General features: G+C 29.2%; 18 protein-coding genes. 13 read left to right on the forward strand and 5 right to left on the reverse strand.

The window, feature by feature from the left end; translation table 11 throughout:
- The coding region (locus tag CRN98_RS11300) for a CAP domain-containing protein (protein WP_242960918.1) at positions 1 to 357 on the forward strand (357 nt) is incomplete at its 5' end.
- Positions 358 to 453: 96 nt separating this feature from the next.
- Here the strand turns inward: CRN98_RS11300 and modB are convergent.
- Both modB and modA read right to left on the reverse strand, forming a co-directional pair.
- Complete coding sequence (modB, locus tag CRN98_RS11305) at positions 454 to 1,110, reverse strand: molybdate ABC transporter permease subunit (protein ID WP_097027538.1); 657 nt, start codon at positions 1,108 to 1,110, stop codon at positions 454 to 456.
- Between the two features lie 81 nt (positions 1,111 to 1,191).
- A complete protein-coding gene (gene modA / locus CRN98_RS11310; RefSeq protein ID WP_097027539.1) occupies positions 1,192 to 1,971 on the reverse strand; it encodes a molybdate ABC transporter substrate-binding protein in 780 nt (259 codons plus the stop codon).
- A gap of 210 nt (positions 1,972 to 2,181) precedes the next feature.
- On the opposite strand from modA, the gene CRN98_RS11315 reads away from it, so the two are divergent.
- From CRN98_RS11315 to CRN98_RS11325, 3 genes are all read left to right on the forward strand, one after another.
- Complete coding sequence (locus CRN98_RS11315) at positions 2,182 to 3,414, forward strand: M16 family metallopeptidase (protein ID WP_097027540.1); 1,233 nt, start codon at positions 2,182 to 2,184, stop codon at positions 3,412 to 3,414.
- Between the two features lie 71 nt (positions 3,415 to 3,485).
- Positions 3,486 to 4,121 carry a recombination regulator RecX gene (recX, locus tag CRN98_RS11320; protein WP_242960920.1) on the forward strand — a complete coding sequence of 212 codons (636 nt, stop codon included), beginning with the start codon at positions 3,486 to 3,488 and terminating at the stop codon, positions 4,119 to 4,121.
- 139 nt (positions 4,122 to 4,260) lie between these two features.
- Positions 4,261 to 5,433, forward strand: coding sequence for a transglutaminase-like domain-containing protein (locus CRN98_RS11325; RefSeq protein WP_097027541.1), 1,173 nt, complete (start codon positions 4,261 to 4,263; stop codon positions 5,431 to 5,433).
- A gap of 37 nt (positions 5,434 to 5,470) precedes the next feature.
- On the opposite strand, the gene CRN98_RS11330 is transcribed toward CRN98_RS11325, so the two are convergent.
- The 3 genes from CRN98_RS11330 to CRN98_RS11340 all read right to left on the reverse strand — a co-directional run bounded on the left by CRN98_RS11330 (position 5,471) and on the right by CRN98_RS11340 (position 7,494).
- Positions 5,471 to 5,821: a tetratricopeptide repeat protein gene (locus CRN98_RS11330; protein ID WP_097027542.1), complete on the reverse strand. Its 351-nt coding sequence runs from the start codon at positions 5,819 to 5,821 to the stop codon at positions 5,471 to 5,473.
- Positions 5,822 to 5,929: 108 nt separating this feature from the next.
- Positions 5,930 to 6,733 (reverse strand): ABC transporter permease, encoded by an 804-nt coding sequence (locus CRN98_RS11335; protein ID WP_097027543.1) that lies wholly within the window; start codon positions 6,731 to 6,733, stop codon positions 5,930 to 5,932.
- Positions 6,733 to 7,494, reverse strand: a complete 762-nt coding sequence (locus CRN98_RS11340; RefSeq protein ID WP_097027544.1) for an ABC transporter ATP-binding protein — start codon at positions 7,492 to 7,494, stop codon at positions 6,733 to 6,735. Before CRN98_RS11340 ends, CRN98_RS11335 begins: the two co-directional genes overlap by 1 nt.
- Before the next feature lie 392 nt (positions 7,495 to 7,886).
- Here CRN98_RS11340 and CRN98_RS11345 point away from each other — a divergent pair, with 392 nt between their 5' ends.
- From CRN98_RS11345 to CRN98_RS11385, 9 genes are read left to right on the forward strand one after another with little or no spacing between them, the layout of a single operon-like run.
- Positions 7,887 to 8,210 (forward strand): hypothetical protein, encoded by a 324-nt coding sequence (locus CRN98_RS11345; protein WP_097027545.1) that lies wholly within the window; start codon positions 7,887 to 7,889, stop codon positions 8,208 to 8,210.
- A gap of 2 nt (positions 8,211 to 8,212) precedes the next feature.
- Positions 8,213 to 9,256: a V-type ATPase subunit gene (locus CRN98_RS11350; RefSeq protein ID WP_097027546.1), complete on the forward strand. Its 1,044-nt coding sequence runs from the start codon at positions 8,213 to 8,215 to the stop codon at positions 9,254 to 9,256.
- Positions 9,257 to 9,278: 22 nt separating this feature from the next.
- Complete coding sequence (locus CRN98_RS11355) at positions 9,279 to 11,270, forward strand: V-type ATP synthase subunit I (protein ID WP_097027547.1); 1,992 nt, start codon at positions 9,279 to 9,281, stop codon at positions 11,268 to 11,270.
- Between the two features lie 24 nt (positions 11,271 to 11,294).
- Positions 11,295 to 11,720, forward strand: a complete 426-nt coding sequence (locus tag CRN98_RS11360; RefSeq protein WP_097027548.1) for an ATP synthase subunit C — start codon at positions 11,295 to 11,297, stop codon at positions 11,718 to 11,720.
- An 18-nt stretch (positions 11,721 to 11,738) separates the two neighbouring features.
- A complete protein-coding gene (locus CRN98_RS11365) occupies positions 11,739 to 12,047 on the forward strand; it encodes a V-type ATP synthase subunit F (RefSeq protein ID WP_097027549.1) in 309 nt (102 codons plus the stop codon).
- Between the two features lie 18 nt (positions 12,048 to 12,065).
- The gene (locus tag CRN98_RS11370) at positions 12,066 to 12,683 is read left to right on the forward strand and encodes a V-type ATP synthase subunit E (protein ID WP_097027550.1); all 618 of its coding nucleotides are present in this window, start codon (positions 12,066 to 12,068) and stop codon (positions 12,681 to 12,683) included.
- Positions 12,684 to 12,689: 6 nt separating this feature from the next.
- Positions 12,690 to 14,468, forward strand: coding sequence for a V-type ATP synthase subunit A (locus CRN98_RS11375; RefSeq protein ID WP_097027551.1), 1,779 nt, complete (start codon positions 12,690 to 12,692; stop codon positions 14,466 to 14,468).
- The gene (locus tag CRN98_RS11380; protein ID WP_097027552.1) at positions 14,465 to 15,844 is read left to right on the forward strand and encodes a V-type ATP synthase subunit B; all 1,380 of its coding nucleotides are present in this window, start codon (positions 14,465 to 14,467) and stop codon (positions 15,842 to 15,844) included. The genes CRN98_RS11375 and CRN98_RS11380 overlap by 4 nt, the downstream gene beginning before the upstream one ends.
- Positions 15,844 to 16,452, forward strand: a complete 609-nt coding sequence (locus CRN98_RS11385) for a V-type ATP synthase subunit D (RefSeq protein WP_097027553.1) — start codon at positions 15,844 to 15,846, stop codon at positions 16,450 to 16,452. The genes CRN98_RS11380 and CRN98_RS11385 overlap by 1 nt, the downstream gene beginning before the upstream one ends.
- Positions 16,453 to 16,529 lie beyond the last annotated feature (77 nt).

Raw genomic sequence — 16,529 nt, forward strand, 5'->3', positions numbered from 1 at the left:
AAAGAAGTAGTAAGACTTACAAATATTGAAAGATCAAAACAAGGTTTAAAACCACTAACATTAAATGCTGAATTAAGCAAAGTTGCTAGAATAAAATCTAAAGATATGGTTGATAAGAAGTATTTTGACCATAATTCACCAACATACGGTTCACCATTTGATATGATGAAATCTTTTGGAATTTCCTATAGAGCAGCAGGAGAAAACATTGCTTATGGACAAAGAACTCCAGAAGAAGTTGTAAAAGGATGGATGAATTCACCAGGACACAGAGCAAACATATTAAATGGTAACTTTACTGAAATAGGTGTAGGTTTCTATAATAATTACTGGACACAAATGTTTATAGGAAAATAATTTAACCATTAATTAAAAAAGTCAGCCAATAGGCTGACTTTTCTTATATGTATAAATGTTTTTAACGAAATGATATTAAAGTTAATATATATTATACTAAGAGAGCTTTTTCTTTAAATATAAGTTTAATATAAGGTTAAGTGAAAAACTAAGTAAAATAACTATAAATACAAGGATATTTGCATAATCAGTATTACCTGATTCTACTGCAAAGTAAATAGCAAGAGGTATTGTTTGAGTTTTACCAGGGATGTTTCCCATAACCATAAGTGTTGCTCCAAATTCTCCAATACATCTGCAAAAGGCTAAGATAATTCCACTTATAAGTCCTGGCCAGCACATGGGAATCATTATATAAAAAAATATTTGGAGCTCTGAGGCACCCATAGTACGGGCCGCTTCGATACAAGATTTGTCTATACTTATTATAGAAGATTTTATACTTTGATACATAAGAGGAAAGGATACTATAACAGCTGCTATAATTCCTGCACTAGTTGTAAATATAATTTGAAGGTTAAAGTTATTATATAGTAATTTTCCTAAGGTGCTATTTTTACTAAGAACTATAAGTAATATATATCCTATAACTGAAGGAGGGAGTACTAAGGGTAGACTTAATATAGTTTCAATAAAATCTCTCATTATAGAGTTGTTCTTCCAAAGAAGTTTTAAAACAATTAAGCTTAATATAAGAACTGTAATTGTAGATATAATGGAAATCTTTAAAGATAAAATTATTGCATTACCCATAGCAAGTCCCAAACCTTTCGTATAAATAATGATTTTTAGAAGAAATTTTCATATCACAATGTTAACAATGGTAATTATCAATTAATAGTTAAATCCGTACTTCTCAAATATCTTCTTACTAGACTCTTCATTTAAATAATGTAGAAATTTCTGAGCATTTTCCTTGCTTTTAGAGTTTGTGAGTATTCCGCACTTATAAACTATTTCGCTGTGGCTTTGTGATGGAATATTTATAATACTTATTTTATCTTCTTTACCTAAGGCATCTGTTTTAAATACTATTCCACCATCTACATTTCCCGTAAGTACATAGTTTAGGACATCTTTTACAGTTTTTCCATAAACAATATCATCCTTTAAATTATCAAAAATGTTATAATAATTAAGAGCTTCAAGTCCATATTTGCCTGCTGGAACTGTTTCTGGAGTTCCTATGGATAACTTGTCTAACTTTATTTTACGTAAATCTTCAATAGATTTAATATCTCCATGGTTTTTAAAGTTTTTATTTATTATAAGAACTATTTCATTTTTTATAGTGTATCCTTCTAAAGATTTATCTATTGTATTAGATTTTAAAAGTTTTTCATAGTTATCCTTATCCGCAGAAAAATATATATCTACAGGTGCGCCTTCTTCTATTTGTTTTCTAAGAGTGCCTGAACCTGCATAGTTTATATTTATTTTAATATTATTTTCTTTTTCAAAATTAGTTTTTATTTCATTTAATGGGTCCGTAAGACTTGATGCAGCTGAAATCACTAGGGATTTTTCATTTTCTTTAGTGGATGAGTCATTACAACCTACAAACATAAAAAAACAAGATATAAATAAAACACAAATTAAGATATATTTTTTCATAAAACCACTCCTTGAATTTATAAATTATGGATATATTTGCTTGTATTATATCACAGTATTTTACAAAAAGTAATTTTACTAAGATTAACATAAAAATATGTAGTAAAATATTCATTTCACTTTTAAGGGTATATAAATTATAATAAAATTGCAATACTTTAAGATTTAGTATTAAGTATTAATTATTAACTAAATAGAGGGAGATAATATATGTTTGATTCAAAACTAAGTACACTACCAAATGGTTTAAATTTGGTTTCTATAAAAAAGGATACGCAGGTATTTTCATTACATGCAGGAGTTAAAATAGGTTCTATATATGAAGAGGAAGATGGAAAGGGAATTTGTCATCTTATTGAGCATATGCTTTTTAAGGGGACTACAAATAGAAGTAATGAAGTTATAAATAAGGAGTTAGAGGAATTAGGTGGAGAGTATAATGCCTATACAGATCTTGAGTGCACAGTTTGCAGCGTTACTGCTTTAAGTGAAGAGCTTGAAAAGTCACTGGAGATAGTAAGTGATATGCTTTTGAATTCTAGTTTTCCTGAGGAGGAATTGAAAAAGGAAAAAGGAGTAGTTCTGGCAGAAATAAGGACAAGCAAAGATGATGTAGAAGACTATAGTTTTAAAAGAATAAATGAATTATCATATCTTAATAGTCCTTTAAAATATGATACCTTAGGTACAGAAAAACATGTAAAAAGTTTTACAAGAAAAAAACTTATGGATTTTTATAAAAATCATTATATACCTAATGACATGTATGTAAGTATAGTATCACCTTATGATCATGATTTTGTGTATAAATTAGTAGAAAAATATTTTAAGAATGCTGCAGCTAAGGAAAGCATTATTAAAAAAGTTAATGTGGAAACAAATATTCCTGGAATCCACACATCTTATAAAAATGATATAGAACAAAGTACAATAATTTATTTATTTACGTTTCCAAAGCTTACTAAAGAAGAAGAAATGGCACTTAAAATATTAAATCATAAATTAGGAGATAGCGGTAATTCTATGTTATTTAGAAACTTAAGAGAAGAAAGAGGACTTGCTTATGATGTATATACAAATCTTGATACTACTGATTATGTAAGATCTTTATATATTTACACTGCAGTTGCAGAAGAAAATATAAAGGAAAGCATTAAAGTTATAGATAAGTGTTTAGAAGACATAAATGAGGCAAGAATATCATTTGATGATGCAACTATAAATCTTATGAAAAAGGTATTAAAGACTGGAATAGTATTTACATTAGAAGATCCTACTGACTTAAGTAATTATGTAATACATCAGATGATTGATGGAGAAAGTATACAGGGATTTTTAGATGATATGAAAAAAATTGAGGAAATTAAGGAAGAAGATATATATAAAATAGCACATACTGTGCTTTCAAATCCAACAATCCACATTTTAAAAACTAGTAGATAATAATTAATGTAGAAATTCAGAATGGATGAATTTCAACTAAAACTATTAACTATAGATAGCAGGAGGGTATTTTGGAACACATTATAACAAAAATTGAAGTACAAAAGAGAAATAAAAATAGAGTTAATGTTTATGTAAATGAAGATTTCTTATTTGCATGCAGTGCGGAAATAATTTATAATTATGGACTTAAATCTGGAGAAAAAATAGATATAGACAAGATAAAAAGCATAATTGAAGAAGATAATTATATAAAGTGCAAAAATGACGCTCTCCATATCATAGAAAAGGCTTATAAAACACAAAAACAAATTGTGGAAAAGCTTTTAATAAAGGGGTATGAAAAATCAACCATAGATAAGGTGATTTTATTTTTAAAGGAGTATAACTTTTTAGATGATAGTAAGTTTGCAGAGATGTATGTAAAAGAAAAATTGGGAAGTCAAGGAAGAAATAAAATAAAGTATTCTTTAATTCAAAAGGGATTAGATGAATCTATAATTAAAGAAAAACTTCAAAATATAGATAAGGAAAAAGAAGAAGATTCTCTAGAAAAGCTTGGCATGTCAAAGTATGGACAGCTTATAAAAAGGGAAGAGGATACTCGTAAAATATATAAAAAGTTAGGAGATTATCTTATGCGAAGGGGATACCCTTGGGAGGATGTAAAGTCATTTTTAAATCGGGTGTTAAAGGAGAGATCTTAAATTAATTGAGATGTGCTGATTTGTAATTAAACATTTGAAATTAATCCAACTGTGCTAATTTATAACGAAATCATAGATTTCTATAAATTCTGCAACAAAATCAAAGATTTCTACAAATCATGAAAGGAGTGATGATAGTATGTTAAAGAGTGTAAATCCAATTACTGTGGCTTTGGTTTTGGTGTTTATATATCCAATAATTAAGGGATTTGTATTTAAGTTCTCATCTAGGAATTTGAAATTTGACATACAAGAAATGAACAAAAGTATATCATTTATTATATCGCTGCTTTTAGGTATAGTTTATGGGAAAAAACTTTTTATTCAGCATGATACAGGAGTATATAAAAGGTTATATGAATCAATACCTCCTAATATAGTAGAGTATATAGAAGGTAAACCTTTTATAATATATATATTTATAATACCTGCAATAATGATAATTATATATAGGATAGCATTATTTATACTTAATGCCTTAAATAGCATAACATCTTATCCTCTTTTAGATGGAATAGAAAGTCACTTAAGGCAAAAAAGCGGATTTTTCAAAAGTATAGTAGGTGGAATATTTCAGTTTCCTAAAGCGATATCCTATATTTTATTTGTTACTTTAGCATTAAATATAGCATCAATATTTTATACCAATGATTCGTTTAATAAGTATTTAGAAGATTCTAAGGTATATAATTATGTATGTAAAACTACTATAATTCCTGTAACAAATTCAAATCTTGCCAAAAAGCTTCCAGAAGTTATAAACAATTCATTTAAAATAGTTGTAAAAGAATCAAATAATTCAACAAATATAACAAATCAAGCAAAGAGAACTGTTGTATATTATAACGGGGTAACTTTAAATGAGGGTATAAAATCTAATAAGCAAATAGATAATTTTTCAAGGGAACTCGTATCTAAACAAAAAACAACTAAAGATAAGGCAAGGACATTATATACTTGGATTGGGAAAAATATAGAGTACGATTATAATAAAGCACATAAGGTTTTAAATAACAATTTCCAAGTAGAGTCAGGAGCGATACCAACATTTGAAACTAGAGAAGGAATATGTTTTGATTATGCATGTCTTTATGTAGCCATGGCGAGAGCAAATAATATACCTGTAAGATTAGTTACAGGGCAAGGATTTAACGGAGTAAGCTGGGTAAGCCATGCTTGGAATCAAGTATACATTGCTGAGGAAGATAAGTGGATAAATGTAGATCCTACATTTTATAAGGGCGGAGATTATTTTAATAGCAAAAGATTTGATCTAGATCATAAAGATGCAAATATCGCAGGAGAGTGGTAGAAAAAATACGAAGCAATTTTTAATCGCTTCGTATTTTTTAGACTTTATATTTTTTCATAATTATATTTATAGCCTTTTCACAATCTTTATCTTCGTTGTCTAGTGCCCAAGCGGTGTTAAAATATATTAAAGCTTTCTTATTATCCTTTAGCATTGCATAACAGTATCCTAAATTAAAAAAGTACTTACTATCCCTTTTTAAGTTTACTGCAGATTTTAAAAGAGGAATTGCATTGTTATAATCTTTAAGTTTTATAAAACATACTGCAGAATTATATAAAGAAGCTGCTTCGTTTTCTTTAACAAGTATTGATTTTTGATAAAGAGATATAGCTTTTTTATATTCTTTTAAATTATAGTAATCATTTGCCTCTTGAAAGTAATTCATTGAAAACTTCCTCCTTTGGTTACATTTCCCCTATTATTAATATATTTCATATGATCTTTAAATATTACATTAGAAATAATAACCAAAACTTAAAAAAATATTCATAATTTATCTACGAGATTGAGTATTAAATTTTTTTTCTATTAGAGCTACAGCTTCATACATAATATAGGCAAGTACAGAAAGTATAATTATGCTCATCATTACCATATCAAGTTGAGAAATTTGTCCTCCAAATATTATTAAGAATCCTAATCCATCCTTAGCTACTAAGAATTCTCCCATTATAACTCCAACCCAAGAAAGGCCAACGTTTATCTTGAGAGCCGAAACTAAAGTAGGAATAGATGCTGGCACAATTAAGTGAGAGAGTATCTGCCACTTGTTAGCTCCAAAGGTTTTTAAAAGTTTTATTTTATCTTCATCCACTTCTTTAAATCCATTTAGTACACCTATTATAGTTACAACTATGGATATAAGTAATGCAACCATTATTATTGCCTTCATTCCATTACCTACCCAAAATATTATGATGGGTGCCAGTGCTACTTTAGGAAGGGCATTTAGAACTACAAGATAAGGATCAAGAACTTTGCACCAAAAATCAGACCACCACAAAAGTATTGCTATAAGGGTCCCAAGTACGGTGCCAAGTAAAAATCCAATAATTGTTTCAAAGCATGTAACTGCTATATGCTTAAATAATGTACCTTCACTGTATATTTTTAAAAGGCTCTTCCACATTCTAGATGGGGTGCTGGTTAGGAATGGGTCTATCCATTTTAGCTGTCCAGCAATTTCCCATAATGCAAAAAATAATATTAATATGAAAAGTCTAGTTAAGGTAATTTTCCACTTTGTTTTCTTGATATTTTCAATATAATTTTCACGCTCTTTGTTAAAGTCAACCATCAGGAATTCAGCTCCTTCCAAAGTTCATTAAAGTACACTCTAAAGTTTGAAGCTTCTCTACATTTTAAGGGGGATTTACATTCTAAGCCAGAAAAACTTATTTCTAATTCTCTTTTAATTTCAGCAGGTCTATTAGATAAAACTATTACCCTATCAGACATGGAAATCGCTTCTGATAAATCATGAGTTACCATAATTATTGTTTTTCCTTCTTTTTTCAATATATTATATATATCATCACTTACATTAAGTCTTGTTTGATAATCAAGTGCAGAGAATGGTTCATCTAGAAGAAGTACTTCAGGAGTTAAGGCAAGAGTTCTTATAAGCGCAGCTCTTTGACGCATTCCTCCAGAAAGCTCTTTAGGATAATGGTCTTTAAAATCCCATAAATTATAATCCTTTAAAAGTTGATTTATTTTGTCCTTTCTTTCTTCTGTTAAGTTATGTTGAATTTTCAAACCTAATGAAATATTGTCCCGCACTGTTAGCCAATCAAATAAATGATCCCTTTGAAACATATATCCAACTTTAGGAGAAACTTTATCTACTTTTTCACCATCTATAAATATTTCTCCAGAAGATGGTTTTAAAAGTCCTGCTATTATATTTAAAACTGTTGATTTACCACAGCCAGAAGGACCAACTATGCTTAAAAATTCCCCATCTTTGACGGTAAATGATATATTGTTAATTGCCATCGTAGAATTTGATAAAGAGTGATAATTCATAAATATCTCTTTAACAGCTACTTTATCCACTAAAACCAACTCCTTAATATTTTCAATCAGTAAAGCTATATTTTAGTATATGTGAATGAAGAACAAAGTGATAATGAATATTATATTAAGAGATAGTATAAAAAAACTTTGTTTAAATAATAATAATAATAATAATAGATAATCCCTAAGTAAATTTTTAAATCTTAATTTTATTTTATGAATCATCTGAAATATGCCATAAAAGCAAATAGCAAGCTACCTAGGATGATTACATGCAGAAATTACTAGTTTTGCACTAATTAGTTCAAGCAATTTACGGTATGTGAGCCTTTTAAATCTAAAATTACAGGAGTACAATAGACAATAAATATAAAAAAAGGAATAAAAAATAATAAAAATTATCATGATAATTATATGAATGGGGTGAATATATGCAAAATGCAATTAAAAGCATTATATCTATAGATAAAGAAGCTGAAAAATTAAAAATGCAAAAAGAAGAGGAATTAAAAACTGAAAAAATGGAAGTAGAAGAAAAAATAAAATTATTATGGGAGAAAACAGATGAGGAAATTTCTAAAATAAAAGAAGAGATCATAAGCAAAAAGAAACTTGAACAAGAGATGATAATATCAGATATTGAAAAGCAATTAGAAGAAAAAGAAAAGGCATTTAAAAGTAAATATGAAAAAATAAAAAATAAAGTAGTAAGGGATGCTATAGAAAATATTGTTGCATTAACTAAGGAGGAATAATTATGGGAAGTGTTGCAAATTTTGCTGCAGTTAATACTAAGGCAAAGGCACTTAAGGGTAAACTCCTTACAAAAGAGCAGTATGATGAACTTATAAATGCAAAAGATTATGTACAGGCTCTTAGCTACTTAAAAGAAAATACAAATTATAAAGAAGTGCTAAAAGATTATAATGTACAGGATTTGCACAGAGGACAATTAGAAAAAATATTAAAAAAATATTATACTAAAATTTTTTATAAACTTAGTCACTATTTTAAAGGGGACTATAAAAATTTAATAAAAGTACTTTTTATGAAGCTTGAAATAGAAGACTTAAAGGTAATACTTAGGGGTAAATATATAGGAAGAGAAAAAGAAGATATAGAGTCACTTATGACCTACAAAAGTCCCTTAAGTGAAATAAATTATGACACTTTAATTTCGGCAAGAAGTATAGAAGAAGCTATTGAAACACTTAAAGATACAAAATATTATAATCATATTTTCCCACTACTCAATTCTATAAAAGAAGGGGGAATGTTTAGGATAGAAATGTCACTGGATTTTTCATATTTTAGTGAACTTAGAAAGATTGAGGAAAAAGTTCATAAGGAAAGCCGTGGAATTCTTAAAAATATAATAGGTGTATACAGTGATCTTTTAAATATACAATGGATCTTTAGAGGCAAAAAATACTATAATATAGCACCAGAAATTTTATTAAACTACACAATATATGATGGATATAGACTTCACTTAAAGGATTTAAAAAATCTATGCTATTCAAAAAGTATAGAAGAACTTTTTAGCTTAATAAAATATTCTCCATATGTAGAGATATTTGGGGAGGGAAAAAAAGATGATTATTTAGTAGTAGGCGATATATTAAGATATATGAAAAGTTTGTATTTAAAATATGCCAAAGAAAATTCAATGGATGTATCTGTAGTAGTTTCTTATTTGGAATTAGTATTCTTAGAAATAAAATATATAGTATCAATAGTTGAAGGTAAAAGATATTCATTAAGTTCAGAAGAGATCTATAGATATATAGATAATTATTAAAATTTAAGGGGGGTGAAGCTTTGTGTCCGTAGAAAAAATGAAAATGGTAAATATTATAGGAACTATGGATTTGCTTGAAAATGTAGCTAAACAGGTGGTGCTTTTTAATGGATTGCATCCTGTAAATGCCATGAATGAAATAGGTACTACGGAGTTTACTATTTCTGCTACAGAGGACAACTTGGAAAAAATTGTTGATTTAAATTATGTAAAACCTTATGGGCATGAAAGGGATTATACACCTATAGAAACGCATGTAAAAAGAATTTTAGAAATTGTAAACGTGAAGGAAAATTTTCCGGTACAAGAGGAAGAACTTATTTTAAATTATGAAGAACTTTTAGATGAAATAATAAAGATGGATGGTAAGTTTGAAGAAATTTATGAAAAATTACTGGATAAAAAAGAAGCACAGGAAAAATTAAAGTTATTCCTAAATAATATAGCTTACCTTAAAGATATAGACGTACCTTTACAAGAAATAAAAAACTTAAGCAATTTCTATGTGGGGGTATACAAATTATCATTGGAAAGTTCACATAAGCTAAAGGTTAATTATGAAAATATACCTTCTATGGTGAAAAAAATATATAAGGCTAAAGATTATAGGATAGAATTGATTATAACTCCTAAAATGTTAAAAAAGGAATCAGATAGAATATTAAGTTCTTTAAACTTAGAAACTATCGAAATTCCTTGGCAATATGAAGGAACACCGCTTGAAATATACGAAAAGCTTAAACAAGAGTTTAATGTGCTGCAAAGAGAAATATTACAGTTAGAAGGACAAATGAGAAAAATATATAAGGAAAACAAGGAAGAAATAAATATACTAAATATAAGCTTAAAACTTCAGCTTAAAACTTCTGAGCTTAAAAATTATGCTGCATGCACAAGTGAATTTTTTTATCTTTGTGGATGGGTTTTAGAAGGGGATATAGAAAATCTTAATAAAAAGTTAGATAATTTTGGAGATAAAATAATTGTTTTAAGTAAAGAATCTGATGAAGTAAATAATGAAACTATAACTCCACCAACAAGGCTTAAAAACAATTTTATTGTAAAACCTTTTGAGGTTATGGTAAATATGTATGGTACTCCGTGCTATGATGAAACAGATCCTACATTGTTTTTAGGAATTAGTTATATGATTATATTTGGAGCCATGTTTGGAGATGTGGGTCAAGGGATAGTATTTTTACTTGCAGGGTTGTTTTTAAAGTATAAGATGAGGAGAGTAAATTTAGGAGGAATACTTGCAAGGCTCGGAATAAGTTCAACTATATTTGGGTTTTTATATGGAAGCGTATTTGGGTTTGAAGATGTAATTCCGGCAGCCTTTATAAGACCTATGGAAAATATACAAGATATCTTAATTATGGCAATAATATTTGGATGCATGCTTCTAGTAATAGGATTTATATTTAGCTTAGTTAATAACTTTAAAAGAAGAGATCTAGAAAATGGGGTATTTGGGAAAGATGGAGTAAATGGTCTTTTGTTTTATCTGCTCTTGCTTTACTTCGTTTATTCAAAGGTTTTAGGGATAAATACATTTAGAACTTCAATATGGATAGTTTTATTTATAGCAATGCTCATGATTATGGTATTTAAAGAGCCATTAGCAAATTTACTAACGGGTAGAAGGCCACTTTATCGAGAAAGTAAAAGTGATTACTTTATTGAGGGAGGATTCGGAGTACTGGAAACTCTTCTTGGAATGTTTTCGAATACTATATCTTTTATAAGGGTAGGAGCTTTTGCTTTGAATCATGTTGGATTATTTATAGCATTTAGTTCACTAGCAAACATGATGAATTCTGAAGCAGGAAGTATATTTATGTATGTTTTAGGAAATATCATAATAATTGGACTTGAAGGGCTTATAGTGTTTATTCAAGGATTGAGACTTGAATATTATGAGTTATTTAGTAAGTATTATGAAGGAGGAGGCATAGAATTTCAGCCAATAAAGCTTGATAATAGTGAAAATTTAATTAATGAAAATATCTAAATTGATAAATGAGGAGGAAAAATAATGTTTTATTTATTATTAGTTACATTTTGTATAGTTTTAGGAACAATAACTTATGGATTTACACAAAAGGTTAAGGATGATTTAGAAGGAAATAAAAAAGTTAAAAGGGCACTTAAAATAAATCTTGGAGCATTTATTCCAGTTATAAGTGCTGCAATAATACTTATGATTCCAGATATAGTAAGTGCAGCAGGAACTACTTCAATTGCTACAGCTTCAGGAATGGGATACATTGCAGCAGCACTATGTACAGGGCTTGCAACTATAGGTGCAGGCTATGCAGTAGGGGTTGTGGGATCATCTGCCCTTGGTGCAGTTTCAGAGGACCCTAAAATATTAGGTAAAACACTTATATATGTAGGCCTTGCAGAAGGTATTGCTATATATGGGCTTATAATTTCTATAATGATACTTTCAAGAATTTAACCTAAGGAGTTCACAAGTATGAAAGCTTTTTTAATAAGTGATAATGTAGATAGTTTTGTAGGACTTAAAATAGCAGGAATAAAAGGAACTGTGGTTCATGAAAGAGAAGAAGTGTTAGAAGTATTAGAGGATTTATTAAAGGACAAGGAAATAAGCACTATAATAGTTACAGAAAAAATTGCAGATCTTATTCCGGGGGAGTTAAGTAAAATAAAATTATCTAAATTCTTACCTCTTGTGGTAGAAATACCTGATAGACATGGTTCTAAAAAAGGAGAAGATCATCTTTTAAATTATGTAAAAGAAGCTATAGGGCTAAAACTTTAAAGGTTTGAGGTGATATATATGACTACTATTGAAGATAAGTTAAAGTTATTTACCAAAATAGTATTTAATGAAATAGAGGAGCAATTTAAAAAGCAAGAGGAGAAAAATAGGAGCGAAATAAATGAAATTCTATCAAAAGAAAATGAAAAAGTAGAAAACTATAAAGAAAAAACTATAAAGGATATAGAAAAGAAGATTACATCAAAACAAAGAGAAAATATATCTAAAGTTAAAATGGATACACAAAGAAAACTCTTAAATATAAAAGAAGAAATAATAAGAGAAACAATAGAAGAAGTAAAGGAAGGTGTAAAAGAATACAGTAGTACAGAGGAATATAAAAATTATCTGTTAAGTGAAATTAGAAATTTAAAAAGTCAAGAAATTCCAGAAAGCTTTACTTTATATTTGTCTGAGAAGGATATTAAAAAATTTAAAGATGATATAGAAAAGGAGCTACAATACATTTCCAAGTCTTTTAATATAAAACCGTCAAAAACTCCCATAATTGGAGGATTTATATTAGAGGATGAAGAAAAAAGTTTTAGAATGGATAATAGTTTGATTTATAAGATATATAAATTAAAGGAAGTAGTAGGTACAAAGGTTATGGATGAGTTAAATGAGGAGGCGTAAAATCTTATGAAAGAAGGAACAGTAATTGGAATAAATGGTCCTGTTGTAAAAGCCTCAGGTATGAGTAATTTTCTAATGAGAGAAATGGTAATGGTAGGTGAAAGAAAACTTATAGGAGAAGTAATTATTTTAGAAGGGGATATAGGTACCATACAGGTATATGAGGAGACAGCAGGGCTTAAAGCAGAAGAAAAAGTTGTATCTACTGGTAGTCCTTTATCATTAAAATTGGGTCCAGGTATTATAGGAAATATATTTGATGGAATAGAAAGGCCTTTAGAAAAATTAAATGAGATATCCTATGGATTTATTCCAGAGGGTATAGGACTTATTTCTTTAGATGATAAAAAGCTTTGGGAAGTTTCTATAAAAGCTAAGACAGAAGAATATTTAAAATCTGGGGATGTATATGCTGAAGTTCAGGAAACGCCCCTTATAAAACATAAACTTATGGTTCCACCAGGTATGGAAGGAAAGGTTACATGGGCAGCGGAAAGTGGAAATTACAATATAGAAGAAATAGTTGTAAGGTTATCAAAAGATGACAAGGAATATGAACTTCCACTTTATCAAATGTGGCCTGTAAGAAAGCCAAGGCCTGTAAAGGAAAGAAAATCTTTAAATATTCCACTAATAACAGGACAAAGAATAATAGATACTTTTTTTCCTATAGCAAAAGGAGGTACTGTTGCAATTCCAGGGGGATTTGGTACAGGAAAAACCATGACTCAGCATCAGCTCGCAAAGTGGTCTGATGCTGACTTAATAGTATATATTGGTTGTGGTGAAAGAGGAAATGAAATGACAGAGGTGTTAGAAGATTTTCCTAAATTAATAGATCCTGAAACAAATATGCCTTTAATGAATAGGACAGTTTTAATTGCAAATACCTCAAATATGCCTGTAGCGGCAAGAGAAGCTTCTATTTATACAGGTATAACAATTGCAGAATATTTTAGAGATATGGGATATCATGTTGCTATAATGGCAGATTCAACTTCCAGATGGGCAGAGGCTTTAAGAGAAATTTCAGGAAGGCTTGAAGAAATGCCTGCTGAAGAAGGATATCCGGCATATCTGCCTACAAGAATTGCAGAGTTTTATGAAAGAGCAGGTTATGTAGAAAATTTAAACGGAACGGAAGGGTCCTTAACGGTTATAGGAGCTGTATCACCAGCAGGAGGAGATTTTTCAGAACCTGTAACTCAGAACACTAAAAGATTTGTAAGTTCATTTTTAAGTTTGGATAAAAAACTTGCTTATTCAAGACATTATCCAGCTATAAATTGGCTAACAAGTTATAGTGGATACATTCCTATGCTTACAGATTGGTATGAAGAAAATATTTCAGATGAAATGATGGATTTAAGAGGAAAAATGCTTAAGATATTATTTGAAGAAGATAAGCTTCAAGAAATAGTAAAGCTTGTAGGAGAAGATGTACTTCCAGATGACCAAAGACTTATTCTCGAAGTTGCAAAAATAATAAGAGTTGGATTTCTTCAGCAAAATGCTTATCACAAAGAAGATACCTTCGTACCATTAAATAAGCAATTTAAAATGCTAAAGCTTATAAATAATTTATATGAATATGCATATAAGGTAGTAAAGCAAGGCGTTCCAATTTCTAAAATAAAGAATAAAGATTTATATGAAGAAATTACAAAAATAAAATATAACATACCAAATGATGATTTAAGTGGTATAGATGTGATAGAAGAAAAAGTTAGAAGTTTTTATAAAGAACTTATAGATGAGTATGGCAGAAGGGAGGGGAATATATGAAAAAGGAGTATTTAACTTTAGATAAAATTCAAGGACCTTTAATAGTATTATCTCAAGTAAAGGGAGCAGCCTATGATGAAGTAGTAGATATAGTAGTAAATGAAAATGAAAGAAAAAAGGGCAAGGTTGTTCAAATATATGGAGACAAGGTGGTAATACAGGTATTTGAAACAACTACGGGCATATCTACTCAAAATGCGGCTGTAAGTTTTGCAGGAGAGCCCCTTTCTATAAATCTTTCAGAGGATATTTTAGGGAGAGAGTTTAATGGAGTAGGAGAACCTCGTGATGGTGGCGGAAAAATATATACAAGTAATAAGTATAATATAAATGGAAGACCTATGAATCCTGCTGCAAGAAAATATCCAAGAAATTTTATACAAACAGGAATATCTTCCATAGATTGCTTGACTACTCTTATTAGAGGGCAAAAGCTTCCTATATTTTCCGGAAATGGAATGCCCCATAATGAATTGGCTGCTCAAATTGTAAGGCAGGCAAAGTTAAGTGAAAGTTCAAAGGAAGAGTTTGCAGTGGTATTTGCAGCTATGGGGATAAAGCATGATGATGCAAATTTTTTCAGAAAAAAGTTTGAAGAAGCTGGGGTTCTAGAGAGAGTTGTTATGTATACCAATTTAGCAAATGATCCCATAGTAGAAAGAATTGCAACTCCACGATGTGCATTAACTGCAGCAGAATACCTTGCATTTGAAAAGGGAATGCATATCTTAGTAATAATGACTGATATAACAAACTACTCGGAAGCATTAAGAGAAATTTCATCTTCTCGTGAAGAAGTGCCAAGTAGAAAAGGATATCCTGGATATCTTTATTCAGACTTAGCTTCTCTTTATGAAAGAGCTGGAATGATGGAAGGAAGAGAGGGGTCTATAACACAAATACCAATACTTACCATGCCAAATGATGATATAACACACCCTATACCTGATTTGACAGGGTATATTACAGAAGGGCAAATAGTTTTAAATAGAGGGATATATCAAAAAAATATATATCCTCCAGTAAATATACTTCCTTCATTATCAAGACTTATGAAAGACGGAATAGGGGAAGATTACACAAGAGTGGACCATCCAGATGTGTCAAATCAGCTTTTTTCAAGTTATTCTCATGTTCAAGATGTAGTGGCACTGGCTCAAGTAATAGGAGAAGATGAATTGTCGGAAACAGATAAAATATATATGGAATTTGGAAGACAATTTGAGGAAAGATTTTTAAAGCAAGGATTTGAAGAAGATAGAAGTATAGAGGAAACTTTAGATTTAGCATGGAATATACTTTCAATTTTACCTAAGTCAGAACTTGATAGGGTAAATCCTAAAATACTTGATGAATACTATAGAGGTGAAGCTTGATGGAAAATATAGCTCCTACCAAAGCAAATTTAATAAGTGCAAAAAGTTCACTTGAGTTTTCTAAACAAGGTTTTGAACTTTTAGATAGAAAAAGAAATGTACTTATAAGAGAACTTATGGAATATGTGGATAAGGCAAAAAGTATTCAAGATAAAATTAATAAAATATTTTCTGAAGCTTATAAGTCACTTGAAAGAGCTAATATAACCATAGGCATATATGAAGTTGAAGAAATAGCTATGGCAGTTCCTGAAGCAAATGATTATAATATACTTTTTAAATCTGTTATGGGAGTAGAAGTTCCACATATATATTTTAATAAAGAAGATATAAAGCCATCTTATGGATTTTATAAGAGCAATACTGCAATGGATTTGGCATATAAAGATTTCAATGAAGTAAAATATCTCATATATGAGCTAGCAGAACTAGAAAATGCAATATATAGACTTGCAATGGAAGTTAAAAAAACACAAAAGAGAGCCAATGCATTAGAAAACATACAAATACCAAGGTTTAAGGCAGCTGTTAAAAACATTAGTGAAGTACTAGAAGAGAAGGAAAGAGAAGATTTCTTTAGGCTTAAAGTTGTAAAGAAGAAAAAGTAAGAGAAGTTGGCGCTTTTAAGAATAAATTAGCCTTTTATGTGATTTGCTTTAAAGGTATTAAAATTATATAATACCCA

Origin of the sequence: Clostridium peptidivorans, from assembly GCF_900205925.1 — a bacterium.
Taxonomy (GTDB): Bacteria; Bacillota; Clostridia; order Clostridiales; family Clostridiaceae; genus Clostridium_AK; species Clostridium_AK peptidivorans.

Bases quoted from the DNA above. Each gene is read 5' to 3' on its own strand.
- CRN98_RS11380 (WP_097027552.1), top strand. From the start codon at position 14,465: ATGAAAAAGGAGTATTTAACTTTAGATAAAATTCAAGGACCTTTAATA.
- CRN98_RS11335 (WP_097027543.1), bottom strand. From the start codon at position 6,733: ATGGTTGACTTTAACAAAGAGCGTGAAAATTATATTGAAAATATCAAG.
- CRN98_RS11370 (WP_097027550.1), top strand. From the start codon at position 12,066: ATGACTACTATTGAAGATAAGTTAAAGTTATTTACCAAAATAGTATTT.
- CRN98_RS11315 (WP_097027540.1), top strand. From the start codon at position 2,182: ATGTTTGATTCAAAACTAAGTACACTACCAAATGGTTTAAATTTGGTT.
- modB (WP_097027538.1), bottom strand. From the start codon at position 1,110: ATGGGTAATGCAATAATTTTATCTTTAAAGATTTCCATTATATCTACA.
- CRN98_RS11345 (WP_097027545.1), top strand. From the start codon at position 7,887: ATGCAAAATGCAATTAAAAGCATTATATCTATAGATAAAGAAGCTGAA.
- CRN98_RS11350 (WP_097027546.1), top strand. From the start codon at position 8,213: ATGGGAAGTGTTGCAAATTTTGCTGCAGTTAATACTAAGGCAAAGGCA.
- CRN98_RS11375 (WP_097027551.1), top strand. From the start codon at position 12,690: ATGAAAGAAGGAACAGTAATTGGAATAAATGGTCCTGTTGTAAAAGCC.
- CRN98_RS11365 (WP_097027549.1), top strand. From the start codon at position 11,739: ATGAAAGCTTTTTTAATAAGTGATAATGTAGATAGTTTTGTAGGACTT.
- CRN98_RS11360 (WP_097027548.1), top strand. From the start codon at position 11,295: ATGTTTTATTTATTATTAGTTACATTTTGTATAGTTTTAGGAACAATA.
- CRN98_RS11325 (WP_097027541.1), top strand. From the start codon at position 4,261: ATGTTAAAGAGTGTAAATCCAATTACTGTGGCTTTGGTTTTGGTGTTT.
- CRN98_RS11330 (WP_097027542.1), bottom strand. From the start codon at position 5,821: ATGAATTACTTTCAAGAGGCAAATGATTACTATAATTTAAAAGAATAT.
- modA (WP_097027539.1), bottom strand. From the start codon at position 1,971: ATGAAAAAATATATCTTAATTTGTGTTTTATTTATATCTTGTTTTTTT.
- CRN98_RS11385 (WP_097027553.1), top strand. From the start codon at position 15,844: ATGGAAAATATAGCTCCTACCAAAGCAAATTTAATAAGTGCAAAAAGT.